The 17492-nt window shown below is 56.5% G+C and carries 17 protein-coding genes and 1 pseudogene; 6 read left to right on the top strand and 12 right to left on the bottom strand.

What is annotated here, in order from left to right; genetic code table 11:
• Window positions 1–15 precede the first annotated feature (15 nt).
• On the bottom strand, window positions 16–1221 hold the full coding sequence (locus IM317_RS05610) for a glycosyltransferase (RefSeq protein ID WP_033147032.1): 1206 nt from the start codon (window positions 1219–1221) through the stop codon (window positions 16–18).
• A 205-nt stretch (window positions 1222–1426) separates the two neighbouring features.
• Here IM317_RS05610 and IM317_RS05605 point away from each other — a divergent pair.
• Window positions 1427–2226 (top strand): annotated as a pseudogene (locus IM317_RS05605) (glycosyltransferase family 2 protein).
• Between the two features lie 3 nt (window positions 2227–2229).
• On the opposite strand, the gene IM317_RS05600 reads toward IM317_RS05605, so the two are convergent.
• From IM317_RS05600 to gpmM, 3 genes are read right to left on the bottom strand one after another with little or no spacing between them, the layout of a single operon-like run.
• Complete coding sequence (locus IM317_RS05600) at window positions 2230–3162, bottom strand: divergent polysaccharide deacetylase family protein (protein ID WP_033147031.1); 933 nt, start codon at window positions 3160–3162, stop codon at window positions 2230–2232.
• 3 nt (window positions 3163–3165) lie between these two features.
• The gene (gene envC / locus IM317_RS05595; RefSeq protein ID WP_229231479.1) at window positions 3166–4425 is read right to left on the bottom strand and encodes a murein hydrolase activator EnvC; all 1260 of its coding nucleotides are present in this window, start codon (window positions 4423–4425) and stop codon (window positions 3166–3168) included.
• A 33-nt stretch (window positions 4426–4458) separates the two neighbouring features.
• Entirely contained in the window at window positions 4459–6003 is a 1545-nt protein-coding gene (gene gpmM, locus IM317_RS05590) for a 2,3-bisphosphoglycerate-independent phosphoglycerate mutase (RefSeq protein WP_033147030.1), read from the bottom strand.
• A 247-nt stretch (window positions 6004–6250) separates the two neighbouring features.
• Between gpmM and IM317_RS05585 the strand changes: the two genes are divergently transcribed.
• From IM317_RS05585 to cysE, 5 genes are all read left to right on the top strand, one after another.
• A complete protein-coding gene (locus tag IM317_RS05585; protein WP_023309913.1) occupies window positions 6251–6682 on the top strand; it encodes a rhodanese-like domain-containing protein in 432 nt (143 codons plus the stop codon).
• Window positions 6683–6693: 11 nt separating this feature from the next.
• Window positions 6694–6945, top strand: a complete 252-nt coding sequence (gene grxC, locus IM317_RS05580; RefSeq protein ID WP_023309914.1) for a glutaredoxin 3 — start codon at window positions 6694–6696, stop codon at window positions 6943–6945.
• A 32-nt stretch (window positions 6946–6977) separates the two neighbouring features.
• Window positions 6978–7445: a protein-export chaperone SecB gene (secB, locus tag IM317_RS05575; protein WP_003860835.1), complete on the top strand. Its 468-nt coding sequence runs from the start codon at window positions 6978–6980 to the stop codon at window positions 7443–7445.
• Window positions 7445–8464 carry an NAD(P)H-dependent glycerol-3-phosphate dehydrogenase gene (gene gpsA / locus IM317_RS05570; protein ID WP_033147029.1) on the top strand — a complete coding sequence of 340 codons (1020 nt, stop codon included), beginning with the start codon at window positions 7445–7447 and terminating at the stop codon, window positions 8462–8464. Before secB ends, gpsA begins: the two co-directional genes overlap by 1 nt.
• 74 nt (window positions 8465–8538) lie before the next feature.
• A complete protein-coding gene (gene cysE, locus IM317_RS05565; RefSeq protein WP_008502718.1) occupies window positions 8539–9360 on the top strand; it encodes a serine O-acetyltransferase in 822 nt (273 codons plus the stop codon).
• On the opposite strand, the gene trmL is transcribed toward cysE, so the two are convergent.
• The 8 genes from trmL to mtlD form a co-directional block, all read right to left on the bottom strand.
• Window positions 9357–9830, bottom strand: a complete 474-nt coding sequence (trmL, locus tag IM317_RS05560; protein ID WP_033147028.1) for a tRNA (uridine(34)/cytosine(34)/5-carboxymethylaminomethyluridine(34)-2'-O)-methyltransferase TrmL — start codon at window positions 9828–9830, stop codon at window positions 9357–9359. The two genes, cysE and trmL, sit on opposite strands and share 4 nt — an antisense overlap.
• A gap of 45 nt (window positions 9831–9875) precedes the next feature.
• The gene (locus IM317_RS05555) at window positions 9876–11216 is read right to left on the bottom strand and encodes an aromatic acid/H+ symport family MFS transporter (RefSeq protein ID WP_033147027.1); all 1341 of its coding nucleotides are present in this window, start codon (window positions 11214–11216) and stop codon (window positions 9876–9878) included.
• 181 nt (window positions 11217–11397) lie between these two features.
• Window positions 11398–12585, bottom strand: coding sequence for a quinone-dependent L-lactate dehydrogenase (gene lldD, locus IM317_RS05550; protein ID WP_029740822.1), 1188 nt, complete (start codon window positions 12583–12585; stop codon window positions 11398–11400).
• The gene (gene lldR / locus IM317_RS05545; RefSeq protein WP_033147026.1) at window positions 12582–13355 is read right to left on the bottom strand and encodes a transcriptional regulator LldR; all 774 of its coding nucleotides are present in this window, start codon (window positions 13353–13355) and stop codon (window positions 12582–12584) included. Before lldR ends, lldD begins: the two co-directional genes overlap by 4 nt.
• Window positions 13352–15007 carry an L-lactate permease gene (gene lldP, locus IM317_RS05540; protein ID WP_023309919.1) on the bottom strand — a complete coding sequence of 552 codons (1656 nt, stop codon included), beginning with the start codon at window positions 15005–15007 and terminating at the stop codon, window positions 13352–13354. The genes lldR and lldP overlap by 4 nt, the downstream gene beginning before the upstream one ends.
• Before the next feature lie 279 nt (window positions 15008–15286).
• Window positions 15287–15649, bottom strand: a complete 363-nt coding sequence (locus tag IM317_RS05535) for a YibL family ribosome-associated protein (protein WP_010436679.1) — start codon at window positions 15647–15649, stop codon at window positions 15287–15289.
• 58 nt (window positions 15650–15707) lie between these two features.
• The gene (gene mtlR / locus IM317_RS05530; protein WP_033147025.1) at window positions 15708–16298 is read right to left on the bottom strand and encodes a mannitol operon repressor MtlR; all 591 of its coding nucleotides are present in this window, start codon (window positions 16296–16298) and stop codon (window positions 15708–15710) included.
• Window positions 16295–17443 carry a mannitol-1-phosphate 5-dehydrogenase gene (gene mtlD, locus IM317_RS05525; RefSeq protein WP_033147024.1) on the bottom strand — a complete coding sequence of 383 codons (1149 nt, stop codon included), beginning with the start codon at window positions 17441–17443 and terminating at the stop codon, window positions 16295–16297. The genes mtlR and mtlD overlap by 4 nt, the downstream gene beginning before the upstream one ends.
• Window positions 17444–17492: the final 49 nt, after the last annotated feature.

Here is a 17492-nt window from a genome sequence, read left to right as displayed (position 1 = left end):
AGTTATCTCGTTTGGTTAGTGCGCGCCAAGCACGGCTTCGACACCGCTGACATAGTTTTCGATGGCATAGGTATGACAGACGTTCTGGTATGCAGCCGCAGCCAGTCGAGCCCGCAGATCCGCGTCTGCCCAGATATTGTCCAGATGCTGTGCAAGCTGTGAAACATCGCTCCAGGGGAAGAGCAGCCCTGTCGAATCATGGTCAATCAGTTCCGCCGTGCCGGTCACCTGAGAGCCAATCACGGGGATATTGAGAAGCATCGCTTCCAGCACCACGCGCGGTAGCCCTTCGCTTTTTGAGGCCAGAATAAAGGCGTCAAACGTAGCGAGGTAATCAAATGGGGTATTCTGAAAACCGGTGAAGATGACGTGGTTTTCAATTCCCAGCATTCGGGCCTGTTCCGCTAAAGCGCGGCGTTCGGCACCTTCGCCGACCAGCACCATTTTCCATTTCGCCTCGGGATGCTTCTGGCTGAATTGTGCCAGCGCCTCCAGCGTGTGGTGGTTGGCTTTGCGAGGGATTAACGACCCGATACTGCCGAACACAAACGTGTCGTCATCAATGTTCAGGCACTGGCGCATCGCGCGTCGGTCAGGTAAAGGCTGGTGGATGTCGATGGCATTATTGACCGTCGTACACAGTTCGGGCCGGACGCCATGCTCAAGCAACACGCGTTCAACGCCGTGCGAGACGGCGATGATTTTTGTGGCATGGGCATTAACCAGCTTTACCAGCGGCGGGGTCAAAACGGGCTCAATGCGGCAGTGCTGGATCAACCGCGCCTGCAGGTTCGCCGCCGCCAGATAGCCTTCCTCGTTTGAGCCCGGCTGGTTATTCATATAGAGCGTATCGAAACCGCCCTGCGTGAAAAGGGTCTCGATTTTGCTGACGTTAGGCCTGATGCGCCACATGATATCCACGTGACGCGTCAATGCCTTGCGGGCGCTGCGTGAGAAAAACAGCAGGCTACGTCCCGCTTCCTTCAACAATTTGGCCCAGACCGGCTGCGGACGTTGAGGGATCACGATGAGCGGGATGCCGATGCCGTTGAGCACCTGGCCAATCGTCTCACCTTCAGCACGACTATAATCACTGTAAAAACAACAGGTAATATCGAATTTATCGCGATTGATTCGCTTCAGGAGCTCAAGCATACTGTTGGTGCCTCCCCCCCATTCTTTACCCGTATCCAGGAGGAGAATTTTACTTTTGTGCGGCATGTCTGAATCCGTGTGCTACCCTTCATCTGACTGCATTATAAAGAATCTGTTGAAATAAAATAGATTTTTCTATTTTATTGCTCTTGAGAATTAGACAAAATTTCAAGCGTGCTTATTTGAAAAGTGTGATTCAGGACTTTAATCGTCTCTACTCATTTATATAGTATTAATAATATTAATTTAGGCTGCTATTGAGAGTGGGAAAATGTTTAAAATAACGGTCTGCTTATTAACGTTTAATTCTGAAAGATTATTGCACGATGTTATCCCGCCTCTTTTGAAAATAGCGGATGAAATTGTCGTGGTCGATTCTGGCAGTACGGACAAAACACGATATATTTGTGAAAGTTTTGGACTGCTACCTGTCTATAAAAAATTTAGCTGGCATGGCGAGCAGATGAACCATGCTATATCCTTAGCCAGCAATGACTGGGTCCTGTGCATCGACAGCGACGAAATTCTTGACCAGGAAACGGTTAATGCCATTTTAACGTTAAAAGCAGGCGATGAGCCAGACCCCGGAATGGCATGGCGAATATGTCGCCACTGGTTTGTTCTGGGTGAAGAAGTCCGGACGATTTATCCAGTTTCATCCCCTGATTATCCTGTGCGTCTTTTTAATCGTAAACAGTCCCGGTTTAATAACCGACCGGTAGACGATCAGGTCGAAGGTTTTCTCCGTTGTGAACGTATTCCGGGCTATGTAAAACATGATACGTTTCCTACGCTGCATGAGCTTTTTAACAAATTAAATTGTTATACAACCCGCCTGGTTCAACATCAAAAAATACGGCCCTCAATTGGACGCGGCGTAATCAGCGCCATCGGGGCTTTTTCAAATGGTATCTGTTTAGCGGCGCCTGGCGTAAGGGCAAAGTGGGGGTGGTGACGGGACTGTATGCCACAGCCTATAGCTTTTTGAAGTATTTCAAATCCTGGTATCAGCATCAGGAAAAAAAAGAGTCCGTTGCTAACGAGCAGACGGACTCTCAGATTGCGAAATAAGCGTCAGGCTTTCTTACCCCATCCCTGCCACTGCTGTTGGACGTATTTCACCAGGGTACTGTTACTGATGCTGTCTCCGATGACGGAGAAGAAGCGGGTTGCATAGACCGGTTCAAGCGGTTGCTTCGGTACACAGCGCTTCACGCCGCGGAACGGATTACGCGGCGCTGTAGGGACGGGCTGCGCTGAATTTGGTGTAGAGGTATCTACCTGCGGCTCGTTCAGCAGATCGCTCGGACGCACCAGCGTGATATCGGCAGGCAAGGTCGGCAGCATCTGCTGCAGGACGCGAACGGTAGACGGGTGCGGGTGACCGATGGCGATGGCTGAGCCATTGCGGCGGGCCAGCTGTACCGCGCGATTAAACTGCATGCGGATATCGGCTTCGTTCTGGGTATCATCCAGGAACACCTTGCGCTTAATCACCTTTACGCCCGTTCCCTGAGCGGCACGCATCGCCTGGCTGTTGCCGATGGTCATGCTGTCGAGGAAGTAGAGATTGTAACGCTCCAGCGCCTGCATCACTTTGAGCATCCCGTACAGGCTTGATGTCATCGCGCTGCCCATATGGTTGTTCAGCCCTACGGCATACGGCACTTTGTTGTAGGCGTCGCGGATGATGCGCTCGATCTCCTCGCTGCTCATGTTCGGGCGCAGGGTGTCTTTTTCCAGCGGCTGCTTGCTGAGCGGGGCCATCGGCAGGTGGATCAGCACCTGATGACCGCTGTTATGGGCTTTGGTCGCCATCTCACGCGCGTGGGGCGCATTTGGAAGGACGGCGACAGAGATGGCCGACGGCATCGCCAGCACCTGATTTTCATAGTGTGGACGATAACCGAAGTCATCAATCACGATAGCGAGTTTACCTGCGTATACTGGTGCAGCCAGCGCCAGCACGCTGACGACGGAGAAAACCATTCGACGAAATTGAAGCAAAACTTATCTTCCCAACCACGGCTGTGGATTGACCGCCTGACCCTGGCGACGAATTTCGAAATAGAGTGACGGGCGGCCCTGACCGCCACTGCTGCCCACAAGGGCGATGGGTTGGCCTGCGCGCACCTGCGTGCCGACGCTGACCAGCGCGCTCTGGTTGTAGCCGTAAAGGCTCATGTCACCTTTACCGTGTTCGACCACCACCACCAGACCGTAACCCTGCAGCCAGTCGGCCAGAATCACGCGGCCATCGGCAATGGCTTTTACTTCGCTACCTTCAGACGCACCGATAACTATCCCTTTCCAACGTAGCTCACCCTGCAGCTGTTCGCCATAGCGATGCAGAATTGAACCGCGAACGGGCCAGAAAGCCTGACCGCGAGGAGAGCCCAAACCGCCGGTACGCGACATCAGGGAACGTTCGCTCTCGCTTGGTTTGTAGGTAGTGCCTTTGCGGGACGCTTCCTGCTGCTTATCGCGAACGGCCTGCGCCTCGCGAGCCTCTTTTTCGGCGCGCGCTTTCGCCGCCGCTTCCGCACGGGCGATGCTGTTACGCAGTTTTGATTCGTTGGCGCGCATTTCGCTCAGCTGGCTCTGACCTTCCTGAATGGAGGATTCAAGGCCGGAAAGGGTTTTCTTACGCTCGTTGCGCGCCTGCTCAAGCTTCGCCTGCTGGGCCTGCTGATCGTAAAGCAGCGTCTGCTGCTGGCTCTGCTTCTCTTCCAGCTCGGCTTTTTGCGTGGAGACCTCTTCGCGCGTCTGCTTCAGCTGCGCGATCGTCTCCTGACGCGCCTGGTTGAGATAGCCAAAGTAGGCCTGCAGGCGCTGGCCGCGCTGGCTCTCTTCGCCGCTGAGGATCAGCTGGAGTCCGGTATGTTCACCCTGGCGGAATGCGGCATCAAGCTGTGCGGCAAGATTACGCTCCTGCGCGTCACGCTGGCGCTCGAGTTTGGCAATCGACGCGTTCATCTCGTCGATCTGTTTATTCAACTGGGCGAGGGTGTTTTGCGTTTCACGGAGTTTACGCGTGGCGGCGGAGATCGCCTCTTCCTGCTGCTTGAGCTGGGCGAGCAGGGCGGAGCGTTGCTGCTGCTGCTGGCGTACCGCACGCTCTTTGGCGGCGATATCGGCCTGAATGGATTTCAGCTGGTCGCGGTCATCCGCGTGGGCGGATGCGGCGCACAGCAATACGCCAGCGCTGAGTGCGCTGGCGTAAAACAGAGGTCTGACTGATAACCTAAGCGGCTTCACGACCCATGTGATTGAAAAAATCGCCTTTCCCCTCATGGGGAGCGATTATTCCACGATGAACAGCGGCTTACCAGTCATCTCTTCAGGGATCGGCATACCCATCAGCGACAGCATGGTTGGCGCGATGTCAGAAAGCTTGCCGCCTTCCACCGCTTTCAGTGATTTATCACCCACATAAATCAGCGGAACAGGCAGGTTGGTATGGGCCGTGTGTGCCTGGCCGGTCGCCGGGTCGCGCATCTGTTCAGCGTTACCGTGGTCAGCGGTGATCAACAGCTGGCCGCCAACGGCTTCAACCGCTTTCGCTACCTGCTCAACGCAGTGGTCCAGCGCTTCAACCGCTTTCACTGCCGCTTCCATCACCCCGGTATGACCCACCATGTCGCCGTTCGGGTAGTTACAGATGATGGTGTCGTACTTACCGCTCTTTATGGCCGCAACCAGTTTTTCAGTCAATTCTGCAGAGCTCATTTCTGGCTGCAGATCGTAGGTAGCGACTTTCGGAGAGTTGATCAGAATGCGGTCTTCGCCTTTGAACGGCTCTTCAACGCCGCCGTTAAAGAAGAAGGTCACGTGCGCGTATTTTTCAGTTTCGGAAATACGCAGCTGCGTTTTGTCGTTCTTAGCCATCCACTCGCCAAAGGTATTTGCCAGAGATGCTGGCGGATACGCGCAAGGCGCTTTGATGTCTGCCGCGTATTCGGTCAGCTGGATGAAATCGAGGTTTACCACTTTCTTACGGGCAAAACCGTCGAAGTCGCTGTTGACGAACGCACGGGTGATTTCACGCGCGCGGTCAGCGCGGAAGTTCATGAAGATCAGCGCGTCGCCATCTTCCATGGCGGCGTCGGCCTGGCCTTCAGCACGAATCACGGACGCTTTCACGAATTCGTCGTTTTCATCACGTGCATAGGCCGCTTCCAGCGCCTCAACGGCGGTCGCGAACTGGAATTCACCTTTTGCCAGGGTCATCAGGTCATAGGCCTGTTCAACGCGATCCCAGCGGTTGTCGCGGTCCATAGCGTAGTAACGGCCAATGATGGACGCTACGCGGCCTTTGCCCAGCGCGGCGAATTTCTCTTCGAAGGCTTGCAGAGAGCCTTTTGCGCTACGTGGTGGCGTATCGCGACCGTCCAGGAAGGCGTGCAGATAGATTTTTTCCGCACCGCGCTCGGCGGCCAGTTCAACCATCGCCATGATGTGATCTTCGTGGCTGTGAACGCCGCCAGCAGAGAGCAGGCCCATGATGTGTACGGCCTTGCCAGCGGCAACGGCTTTATCGACCGCGCCAGACAGCGTTGGGTTGGAGAAGAAGGTGCGTTCTTTAATTTCAACGTCCAGACGCGTCAGATCCTGATACACAATACGTCCGGCGCCCAGGTTTACGTGACCGACTTCGGAGTTGCCCATCTGGCGGTCCGGCAGACCCACTTCCAGGCCAGACGCGTCAATCAGCGTATGCGGACGTTTCGCCCACAGGGCATCCATGACCGGAGTTTTGGCGTTGAAAATAGCGTTATCCTGGCTATCTTCACGGTAGCCATAGCCATCCAGAATCACCAGTACCATAGGTTTTTTAGAAACCGACATTGCGACAACCTCATGCTCAAGAGTCAAAATTTGCGTAATTTTACTACAGCTGAATCGATCAAATAGCCGCAGAAGATCAAAGAAAGCGCAGGGGCAAGATGTACACCAGACCATTTTGAGGCATTTTTTTAGGTGGCATGCCGCAGAAAATGGATTAGGTTATGGTCGCTGGCTGTATTTGCCAGAACGCACAGGTATACTCCTGTCCTGGTTTTTTTTATCACTTAGTCGGGAGTAGTTACCCTCCATGCAAGAAATTATGCAATTCGTTAGCCGCCATCCGGTTCTGAGCATCGCGTGGATTGGCCTGCTGGCTGCTGTGCTGTTCACCACATTTAAGAGCCTGACGTCTAAAATTAAGGTTATCACCCGTGGTGAAGCGACGCGTCTGATCAACAAAGAAGATGCCGTCGTGGTCGATCTGCGTCAGCGTGACGATTTCCGTAAAGGTCACATTGCGGGCGCAATCAACCTGCTGCCAGCTGAAATCAAAGCGAACAACGTCGGTGAGCTTGAGAAACACAAAGCCCAGCCGATTATCGTTGTCGATGCGACCGGCATGCAGGCACAGGAATCTGCCAGCGCGCTTCATAAAGCAGGCTTCGAAAACGTAACGGTGCTGAAAGAAGGTATTTCCGGCTGGAGCGGGGAAAATCTTCCTTTGGTACGCGGTAAATAAGGAGTTCAGTCATGGCCAATATTGAGATCTATACCAAAGCGACGTGCCCGTTCTGTCATCGTGCGAAAGCGCTGCTGAACAGCAAAGGCGTCACGTTCCAGGAACTGCCGATCGACGGTGACGCGATTAAACGCGAAGAGATGATCAAACGTAGTGGTCGCACGACGGTTCCGCAGATTTTTATTGATGCGCAGCACATTGGCGGCTGTGATGACTTGTATGCGCTCGATGCCCGTGGTGGACTCGATCCGCTGCTGAGCTAAGAGACTTTAGGACAATTAAAAAGGGTATTTCCATGTCAGAACAAAACAACACCGAGATGACTTTCCAGATCCAGCGTATCTACACCAAGGACGTCTCTTTCGAAGCGCCAAATGCGCCACATGTTTTCCAGAAAGATTGGCAGCCAGAGGTTAAACTTGATCTGGATACCGCATCTACCCAACTGGCAGATGACGTGTATGAAGTCGTGCTGCGTGTGACCGTTACCGCATCTCTGGGTGAAGAAACTGCATTCCTGTGTGAAGTACAGCAGGGCGGCATCTTCTCTATCGGCGGTATCGAAGGCAACCAGATGGCGCATTGCCTGGGTGCGTACTGCCCGAACATTCTGTTCCCGTATGCGCGTGAATGCATCACCAGCCTGGTTTCTCGCGGTACATTCCCGCAACTGAACCTTGCGCCAGTTAACTTTGATGCGCTGTTCATGAACTATCTGCAGCAGCAAGCTGGCGAAGGTGCTGAACAACATCAGGATGCCTGATGAGCACTGTTAATGCGTCAATGACTGTGATCGGTGCCGGCTCATACGGCACCGCTCTTGCCATCACGCTGGCAAGAAATGGTCACGAAGTGGTTCTCTGGGGCCACGATCCAAAACATATCGCAACGCTGCAACGCGACCGTTGTAACGTGGCGTTTCTTCCGGACGTTCCGTTCCCCGACTCCCTGCACCTTGAAAGCGACCTTGCGACCGCGCTGGCGGCCAGCCGTAACATTCTGATTGTGGTTCCGAGCCATGTATTTGGCGACGTGCTCCGTCAGATTAAGCCGCTGATGCGCCCGGATGCGCGCATTGTCTGGGCGACAAAAGGACTGGAAGCCGAAACCGGACGCCTGCTGCAGGACGTTGCCCGCGAAGCGCTGGGTGATGAGATCCCGCTGGCGGTCATCTCCGGCCCGACCTTTGCCAAAGAGCTGGCCGCTGGCCTGCCGACGGCGATTTCGCTGGCCTCCACCGATCAGGCCTTCTCCGACGATCTTCAACAGCTGCTGCACTGCGGCAAGAGCTTCCGCGTCTACAGCAACCCCGATTTTATCGGCGTGCAGCTGGGCGGTGCGGTGAAGAACGTGATTGCGATTGGTGCCGGAATGTCAGACGGCATTGGTTTTGGTGCCAATGCGCGTACGGCGCTGATCACCCGAGGGCTGACTGAAATGTCCCGCCTGGGCGAAGCGCTGGGTGCCGATCCGGCCACCTTTATGGGGATGGCTGGCCTGGGCGACCTGGTGCTGACCTGTACCGATAACCAGTCTCGTAACCGCCGTTTTGGCATGATGCTCGGACAGGGCAGCGATGTTAAAGGCGCGCAGGAGAAGATTGGTCAGGTGGTTGAAGGCTACCGCAATACCAGGGAAGTCCGCGAGTTGGCGCACCGTTTCGGTGTCGAAATGCCAATAACCGAGGAAATTTATCAGGTATTGTATTGCGGAAAAAATGCGCGCGAGGCAGCATTGACCTTATTAGGTCGTGCGCGCAAGGACGAGCGCAGCAGTAACTAGTCGGAACCGTTGTCACCTGAATGACCCAGCCAGCGCAGAACTGGCTGGTCATTAACTATCGTCTGGAGTAAGCAATGCCGTGTGAAGAACTGGATATCGTCTGGAACAATATTAAAGCCGAAGCCCGGGCGCTGGCCGACTGCGAGCCTATGCTGGCCAGTTTCTACCACGCGACGCTACTCAAGCACGAAAATCTCGGCAGCGCGCTGAGCTATATGCTCGCCAACAAGCTGGCTTCCTCGATCATGCCTGCTATCGCCATTCGTGAAGTGGTGGAAGAGGCTTACGCCGCAGACCCGGAAATGATCGCCTCTGCCGCCTGCGATATCCAGGCCGTGCGCACGCGTGACCCGGCGGTCGATAAATATTCTACGCCGCTGCTGTACCTGAAAGGCTTCCACGCCCTGCAGGCTTACCGCATCGGCCACTGGCTGTGGAATGAAGGCCGTCGCGCGCTGGCGATCTTCCTGCAAAACCAGGTTTCCGTGACGTTCCAGGTCGATATTCACCCGGCGGCAAAGATTGGCCGCGGGATCATGCTCGACCACGCCACCGGGATTGTCGTCGGGGAAACAGCGGTCATTGAAGATGACGTCTCGATCCTGCAGTCGGTTACCCTGGGCGGTACCGGTAAAACCAGCGGCGATCGCCATCCGAAAATTCGTGAAGGGGTGATGATTGGCGCGGGTGCCAAAATCCTCGGCAATATCGAAGTCGGGCGCGGCGCGAAGATCGGCGCAGGCTCCGTGGTGCTCCAGCCCGTGCCGCCGCATACCACCGCCGCTGGCGTACCGGCGCGCATCGTCGGTAAACCAGACAGCGATAAGCCTTCCATGGACATGGATCAGCACTTCAACGGCATTCACCATACGTTCGAGTATGGTGACGGCATTTAACTTCTGAGAATGGCGCCCGGATACCCCAGCTGGCGCCATGCTTCATACACCACCACCGACACCGCGTTCGACAGGTTCATGCTGCGGCTGTCCGGCATCATCGGAATACGGATTTTCTGCTCGGCGGGCAGGGCATCCAGGATCGTGGCCGGCAGGCCGCGGGTTTCCGGGCCAAACATCAGATAGTCACCTGCCTGATAGCTCACGGCGCTATGCGCTGGCGTACCTTTGGTGGTCAGGGCGAACATGCGCTGCGGCTTTTCGGCTTCCAGAAACGCGGCGTAATCGTGATGGCGAACGACGGCGGTAAATTCATGATAATCCAGCCCTGCGCGACGCAGACGTTTGTCGTCCCACGTAAAGCCCATCGGCTCAATGATATGCAGACGAAAACCGGTGTTGGCACACAGGCGGATGATATTGCCGGTATTTGGCGGAATTTCTGGTTCGAATAAAACGATGTTAAGCATGCTGCCCCCTTAATTGCGGGGGCAGAATAGCAGAAAAGAGAGGAACTACGCGACGCCGGGTTCCTGCGAGCGGCTGTACAGCATTTTGTAGACGGTTGCCGCAGCGGCCACCAGAGCGGGCACGCTGAGGATCATTAAAATACTGTCTGCCTGCCACTGCATAGCGAGAAGCTGGGCGCTGGTCATGGTTCCCGCCACGCCGCCAAAGCGGCCGATCCCCTGCATCCAGGCGATGCCCGTCGCGCGGCACTCGGTAGGGTAAAAGGTGGCGGCCAGGGTTTGCATGCCCGATTGCGCACCGTTCATCGCGATCCCCATCAGGAAAATCAGCCCACCAAACAGAGCGATATGGTTATGCTCAATACCCAGTAAAAGAATTAGGCCCATTGTCAGCACGAAACCACACGCGACAACTTTATGCGCTTCCCAGCGGTCCATCATCCAGCCCGCGAGCAGAATGCCTGCGGTGCCGCCGAAGGTGAACAGCGAGGTGAGCCAGGCGGATTCCGCCAGAGCATAGCCCATCCCCTGCATCAGCGTTGGCATCCAGCTAAGCAGGACGTAGTAAATCACCAGCCCCATAAAATAGGTCACCCACAGCATCAGGGTGCCGGGCAGCCAGGGCATAGAAAACAGCTGCGACACGCTCCCTTTTTTAGAGGCGACTTTCTCCTCCGCCAGGAAAAAGCCCGTGACGCCATCCAGCGTGCTGCGGGCGAACCGGCTGGCGATACGGCGGACCTGCATGACGTCTTTCCCGCGCTGCACCAGAAACTTCACGGACTCCGGTAAAAACAGCCCCAGCAGCAGCGTTAAAATCAGCGGCGCAATCGCCCCGGTCAGCAGCACGCTTCGCCAGCCGTGATGGGGGATAAGCCAGGAAGAGATCGCGCCGCCGCCCGCCGCACCCAGAGGGAAGCCGCAGTACATGGTATTAATCGCCATGGCGCGACAGCGCTGGGGGGCAAACTCCGAGATCAGCGTGATGGCGTTAGGCATTGCGGCACCGAGGCCCAGGCCCGTCAGAAAGCGCCACAGCGTGAGCGTATTCAGACTTTGCGCCCAGGCCGTCCCCAGGCTCGCAAGGCCGAAGAACAGGCACGAAAAGACCAGCACGCGCTTGCGCCCCATCCGGTCCGATACCGGACCGGCAATCAGCGCGCCCAGCGATAGCCCCAGCAGCGCCGCGCTCAGCACCGGCCCCAGATCCTGTTTGTGTATCCCCCATTCTGCCGACAGCGTAGGCGCGATGTAACCCATCGCTGCCGTATCAAAACCATCGATCGCCAGAACCAGAAAGCCCAACACAATGAGCAGCCAGTGAAACCCTGAAAAGGGACTCTCATCGATCACCTGCTGAATATCCACCTTACCTGAATACGCCATACGCTCCACTCCAATCTGATGTTGTTTTTGTGTTCTTGTATTTGCTTGTCTATACAATTGCGGGCGGCAGGGGGATGTCAAATTTTCTTATCCAATATGTTATCTAGATGTTATTTTTGGCGTAAAAAAGCGCCCGAGGGGAAAATCGGGCGCGTGAGAAAGGGGGATTAATCGGAGAAGGTCAGGCCGCGTTTCCCTGAGCCAGGGGAGCCAGCGCCGCCGGTAATTTGCTTAACTCCTGCACCAGAGAATCCTTACTGATTTCGCTAATCGTTCTTGCACCTGTCAGCGTCATCGCTACCTTCATCTCTTTTTCGATCAGGTTGAGCAGATTCGCCACCCCTGCCTGGCCCGCCGTCGCCAGCGCATACAGATACGCGCGCCCCAGCAGCACGCTGTCGGCGCCCAGCGCAATCATTCGCACCACGTCCAGCCCGTTGCGGATGCCGCTGTCGGCCAGGATCGCAATATCGCCTTTCACCGCATCGGCGATGGCCGGCAGGGCGCGTGCGGAAGAGAGCACACCGTCAAGCTGGCGTCCGCCGTGGTTAGATACCACAATCCCGTCTGCGCCAAAGCGTACCGCGTCGCGGGCATCTTCCGGATCGAGGATCCCTTTGATGACCATCGGGCCGTCCCAGAACTCGCGGATCCACTCCAGGTCTTTCCACGAGATCGACGGATCGAAGTTGTTCGCCAGCCAGCCGATGTAATCTTCCAGCCCGGTCGGTTTACCGAGGTATGCCGAGATATTCCCGAGATCGTGAGGCCGACCGTTCAGGCCGACATCCCACGCCCACTGTGGGTGGGTCACGGCCTGCCAGTAACGACGGAGCGCAGCATTCGGGCCGCTCATGCCGGAGTGGGCATCACGATAGCGCGCGCCGGGCGTTGGCATATCGACGGTAAAGACCAGCGTGGAGCAGCCCGCCGCTTTGGCTCGCTCGAGCGCGTTGCGCATAAACCCGCGATCGCGCAGGACGTACAGCTGGAACCACATTGGGCGCTTGATGGTCGGTGCTACCTCTTCAATCGGGCAGACGGACACGGTGGAAAGCGTAAACGGAATGCCTTTGGCATCCGCCGCAGCGGCAGCTTGCACTTCACCGCGGCGGGCATACATGCCGCATAAGCCTACAGGCGCGAGCGCCACGGGCATGGAGAGCGTTTCGTTGAACAGCTTTGTCTCAAGGCTCAGGTCAGACATATTCTTCAGCACGCGCTGGCGCAGGGCCACTTCCGACAGATCTTCCACGTTGCGGCGCAGGGTGTATTCGGCATACGCCCCGCCGTCAATGTAGTGGAACAGGAACGGGGGCAAAATGCGCTGCGCCGCGGCGCGATAGTCACTGGCTGCTGAAATAATCATGCTTTGTTCTCCCTGGAAATATCACTGTCGCCAGGCAGACGGGTAATACGCGCCTGTCGGGCCTGGTCTTCATCGAATCGTTTAATGGTGGTGTGCACGAAACCGAGATGCGCCATCATCGCTTTGCGTGCGGCCTCGGCATCACCGGCCAGAATGGCGTTGAGCACCGCCTCGTGCTGTTCTGTGAGCTGGGCAAAAACCGGCGGAACCAGATACATGCGCTGGCGGCTCTGCTTCACGGAGGATTGCAGCAGGTCGAAGAACCCGCGCATGGTCTGAAGCAGCACCACGTTGTGCGACGCCTCGGCAATCGCCAGGTGAAAACGGACGTCCGCCTGGGAGGCGATGTCCGGGTCGCTGCTTTGCGTGGCCTCAAAGCAGGCGATGAGTTTCTCTTTGTCGGCGTCGGTTGCCCGCATGGCCGCGTGCCAGGCGGTACTGGTTTCGATGGCGTGACGCGCTTCAAGGATGTCGAAGCTGTAGTCCGGGTCGTTCTCCATCAGCGTCTTCAGGGGCTGCACGATGTTTTGCTCGGACCAGTCGTCATGCTGCCAGCGCACAAAGGTGCCGCCGCCGCGACGGCTCACCAGCACGCCTTCGCTGACCAGCGTCGCCAGCGCCTCGCGCAGTGAATTGCGCGACACGCCAAGCTGGGCGGCGAGCTGGCGTTCGGCGGGCAACTTCATGCCCGCTTCAAGCTGTTGTTCTTCAATCAGCGCCCGCACGCGAGAGGCAATCTCGTCGGACAGGCGTCTGGGTATCACTATCATGGGATCATCCAGGTTAAGACATAGGCCTGCAGGGTGGTGATCACCCCGACCATGCAGGTGAATATCAGGCTGTGTTTCACGGTAAAGCGGAACAGATCCGACTCTTTACCGACCAGTCCCACCGCCGCACAGGCAATGGCGATGGATTGTGGAGAGATCATTTTCCCGGTCACGCCGCCGGTGGTATTCGCGGCCACTAGCAGGACGTCCGACACACCAATCTGCTGGGCTGCCGTTGCCTGCAGGGCGGCAAACAGGGCGTTAGACGAGGTATCGGAACCGGTCAGGAACACCCCCAGCCAGCCGAGGAACGGCGAGAAGAAGGTGAAAGCGTGGCTGGTATGGGCCAGCGCCAGCGCCAGCGTCGATGACAGGCCGGAGTAGTTCGAGATAAACGCGAACGCCAGCACCATGCCGATGGAGTAAATCGGCAGCATCAGCTCTTTAACGGTCGCGGCAAAGGTCTGCACCGCGGCCGCAGGCTTCATACGCAGCCACACCACGGAAAGAATAGCGGCAAACAGGATGGCGGTACCGGTGGCGGAGAACCAGTCGAATTTATAGACCGCGGCATACGGCGTAGCGGCGTGCACCACCGGCGGCATACGGGCGACCATCTTGTCGAGGAACGGTACGGAGATGTTAATCACCATGTCGTACAGCGCGCCGCCCGGGGCGAACAGGGCTTTAAACGGCGGAATGCTCCACAGGGTGACCGTTGCGGTCAGGAACAGGAACGGCGACCAGGCGCGGATCACCTGTCCTGCCGTATAGCCCGTACGGGCCAGGGTTTGATCAACCTGCGAGGCGCCCATGTCGGCGAAGCGGAAAATACGCACCGGCTGCCAGCGCTTCAGGAACAGCGTCAGACAGACCAGCGACACCAGCGAAGAGATGATGTCCGGCAGCTCCGGGCCGAGGAAGTTCGAGCTGAGGTATTGAGCGATAGCGAACGAACCGCCCGCCACCATCACCGCAGGCCAGGTCTCCTTCACGCCGCGCCAGCCGTCCATAATCGCCATGATCCAGAACAGGACGATAATGGTCAGGAAGGGCAGCTGGCGGCCGACCATCTGGCCGATCTCGAAGCTGTCCAGCCCGGTGACCTGTCCGGCCACCAGAATCGGAATACCCATCGCGCCAAACGCAACCGGCGCGGTGTTCACAATCAGGCACAGGCCCGCGGCATAGAGCGGGTTAAAGCCCAGCCCGACCAGCAGCGCGGCGGTGATCGCCACCGGTGCGCCAAAGCCTGCCGCGCCTTCAAGAAATGCCCCGAAGGAGAAGCCGACAATCAGCATCTGCAGGCGCTGGTCCGGCGTGATGGAAAGAATCGACGAGCGGATTATGTCGAACTGCCCGGTTTTCACCGAGATTTTATAGACAAACACCGCCGCGATGATGATCCACGCAATTGGCCACAGGCCGTAGAAGAAACCATAGACGACGGAGGCCAGCGCGCGATCGACCGGCATTTTATAGAAGAACAGCGCCACCATCAGGGCGATAGCAACGGTATACGTCGCGGCGAGGTAGCCCTTCAGCTTGAGCTTAATCAGCGCAAAGAAGAAGAACAGGATCGGAAGCGATGCGATCAGGCTCGACAGCCAGATATTTCCGGCCGGGTCGTAGTTTTGTTGCCAGAGGCTCATGCAGGTCTCCTGGGGACCAGACAGCCTGCGCTGCGGGTGAGTCTCCGCTCAACTCTGCGTCACAGGTTGTGTAAAAGTGGTCCTGCCAATGTTGTGTTGTAGGGTTAATGACAATGAATGGTTAACCAAATGTTATGGTCAGGCAATGAGTTTGTGAGCGGAAATAATGGAATTGTGAACCGGGGAAGAAAGAAAAGGGGGATTGGTTGGGCCAATTTGAAGCGGGGTGGGGCCTGATGCCCTCACCCCGGCCCTCTCCCACAGGAAGAGGGGGAAGTATCAGAACGCGGTCTTACAAAAGCCCGTCATTTCTTTCAGGCCCATTTCGCGACCAAGCTCGGTCATCGGGTGTACCACCACCAGACCACGGACGCTTTTTTTCAGCTTGCCCATGTCGGCCTGTTCTTTTTTGGTGATCGCGCGGCGGTGCGGCATGTTCATCAGCTTCTGCGCTTCTTTGCTCAGCTTCTGGCCTTTCACTTCGCGCAGACGCTCGATTTCTGTTTCCAGCGTGGCGGCTTCTTTTTCCAGCTCGGCGTACTTCTCGGCGGAATCGACCAGTGACAGGCCAGCCATCTGGTGGCGGATCAGATCCAGGCGGTCGCTCAGGCGTTTAATTTCGTTCTTTTCGACTTCTTTCATGACAAATAACTCTGAAAACGGGGAATTTACAGGGAAGGATACACCAATGTGAGCGGGCTTACTTCTGAAACGCTTTTTTTAAGCTGATTCGGGAAATCAGCTCAGTCAGGGAGAGAACCATCGTGGAACGGACAACCTGTTGATAACGCAGCTTTTGCATCGCGTAGAGCTCAGGGTCGCTGTTATCAAAATGGGGAGCAGGGGGGAGCGCGCTGACGCAGTGCAGCTCGCCGAAGGGCCCCAGGATCTCATCATCGGTAAAGGTGTACTCATTACCGTCATGATTGAGTTCTTCGCGCAGCGCCATTAACAGCTCCGCATCTTCATACTCTTGTCGGTTGAGCACGCCAAGACCATAAATCAGCTTCAGACGCACGGATAAATCGCCCAGCGGTCCGTCTCCGTCCAGTAACGGTTCTACAGCATACTTTACCGCGTAGTCGTCTTTGCGAAACACCTGAAGCACCAGGATATTCACCGCCTCGGTTAACAGTTCGACGGCGGCGATCAGGAAGCTTCGTACGGTTTTGCCAGCATTCAGACGCTCAAGCACACGATTTTCAAAGGCCTGGGTTTGTTCCATTATTGCCTGCATATCTGACAATCTATTATCTGGGCGCAGGTTAACCTGCGCCGCACTGTGCATCATTTGGTTGCGTTGTATGCGTTAACCGCCTCCACAACCACGTCGCTGTTGGCGTCCAGACCGGAAATCTGCGCCAGCGCAGCCTGCGCGCCTTTGTCATCAATAAGCTGAGCCAGTTCCTGCGCCTGTGGGTCCTGCTCGCTGCGGTAGTGCATCGCGGCGGCAATGCCTTTCACTAGGTTGGCGTGCGGCAGGCCGTATTCCAGCGTGCCCAGCAGCGGCTTAATCAGACGGTCGCCCGCGCTCAGTTTGCGCAGAGGCTGACGGCCCACGCGCTCAACGTCATCTTTCAGATACGGATTTTCAAAGCGACCGAGGATTTTCTGGATGTATGCTGCGTGTTTATCAGCATCAAAACCGTAGCGTTTGATCAGCACCGCGCCGCTCTCTTCCATTGCCCCTTTTACCACCGCGCGGATCTTCTCATCGAGGATCGCATCACGAATGGTCTGATGACCGGCCAATTTTCCGAGGTACGCGGTTATAGCATGCCCGGTGTTCAGCGTGAAGAGTTTGCGTTCGACAAATGCCATCAGGTTATCGGTTAATTCCATTCCCGGAATGGTCGGCAGGGCGCCTTTAAACTGGGTTTTATCAACGATCCACTCGCTGAAGGTTTCCACGGTCACTTCCAGCGGGTCGTTGGTGGCGGATTCAGACGGCGGAACGATGCGATCCACGGCGGAATCCACAAACCCGACGTGCGCTTCAACCCAGGCTTTGTCTTCATCTGCTACAGCGTTGAGCACGTGGCCTTTCAGCTGCGTGGTGCCGCGCACCATGTTTTCACAGGCGATGATGTTCAGCGGGGTGTCGATGCCCTGCGCTTTACGTTTTGCCAGGCCTTTCGCAACCGCAGGGGCGATGCGCTCAAGGACGACCGGACCCACGGCCGTGGTGACCAGATCGACGCTGGCGATCAGGTCGATAACGTCTTCCCCGATGCTGCTGACCGCGTTGACGCCGGACACCGTCTGAACCTGCTCGTTTTCACCGACTACATGGACCTGATAGCTATGACGCGCATTCAGGGCATCCAGGACCACCTGATTCACATCGGCGAATGTCAGCGTAATGCCCGCGTCTGCCAGCAGTTTACCGATAAAACCACGACCGATATTACCTGCGCCAAAATGTAATGCTTTCATAGTGTTAACCTTCATCAATGTTTTTACCCGAGAGGGCTGGGGTGAGGAA

Origin of the sequence: Enterobacter cloacae complex sp. S3 (assembly GCF_014930495.1) — a bacterium.
Taxonomy (GTDB): Bacteria; Pseudomonadota; Gammaproteobacteria; order Enterobacterales; family Enterobacteriaceae; genus Enterobacter; species Enterobacter asburiae_B.
Note: the sequence above shows the minus strand (reverse complement) of the source record. Positions and strands in the feature narration are given on the sequence as shown.

Coding starts and splice junctions, on each gene's coding strand:
- IM317_RS05610 (WP_033147032.1), bottom strand. CDS start 1,221: ATGCCGCACAAAAGTAAAATTCTCCTCCTGGATACGGGTAAAGAATGG.
- gpmM (WP_033147030.1), bottom strand. CDS start 6,003: ATGTCGGTTTCTAAAAAACCTATGGTACTGGTGATTCTGGATGGCTAT.
- IM317_RS05585 (WP_023309913.1), top strand. CDS start 6,251: ATGCAAGAAATTATGCAATTCGTTAGCCGCCATCCGGTTCTGAGCATC.
- grxC (WP_023309914.1), top strand. CDS start 6,694: ATGGCCAATATTGAGATCTATACCAAAGCGACGTGCCCGTTCTGTCAT.
- secB (WP_003860835.1), top strand. CDS start 6,978: ATGTCAGAACAAAACAACACCGAGATGACTTTCCAGATCCAGCGTATC.
- gpsA (WP_033147029.1), top strand. CDS start 7,445: ATGAGCACTGTTAATGCGTCAATGACTGTGATCGGTGCCGGCTCATAC.
- cysE (WP_008502718.1), top strand. CDS start 8,539: ATGCCGTGTGAAGAACTGGATATCGTCTGGAACAATATTAAAGCCGAA.
- trmL (WP_033147028.1), bottom strand. CDS start 9,830: ATGCTTAACATCGTTTTATTCGAACCAGAAATTCCGCCAAATACCGGC.
- IM317_RS05555 (WP_033147027.1), bottom strand. CDS start 11,216: ATGGCGTATTCAGGTAAGGTGGATATTCAGCAGGTGATCGATGAGAGT.
- lldD (WP_029740822.1), bottom strand. CDS start 12,585: ATGATTATTTCAGCAGCCAGTGACTATCGCGCCGCGGCGCAGCGCATT.
- lldR (WP_033147026.1), bottom strand. CDS start 13,355: ATGATAGTGATACCCAGACGCCTGTCCGACGAGATTGCCTCTCGCGTG.
- lldP (WP_023309919.1), bottom strand. CDS start 15,007: ATGAGCCTCTGGCAACAAAACTACGACCCGGCCGGAAATATCTGGCTG.
- IM317_RS05535 (WP_010436679.1), bottom strand. CDS start 15,649: ATGAAAGAAGTCGAAAAGAACGAAATTAAACGCCTGAGCGACCGCCTG.
- mtlR (WP_033147025.1), bottom strand. CDS start 16,298: ATGATGCACAGTGCGGCGCAGGTTAACCTGCGCCCAGATAATAGATTG.
- mtlD (WP_033147024.1), bottom strand. CDS start 17,443: ATGAAAGCATTACATTTTGGCGCAGGTAATATCGGTCGTGGTTTTATC.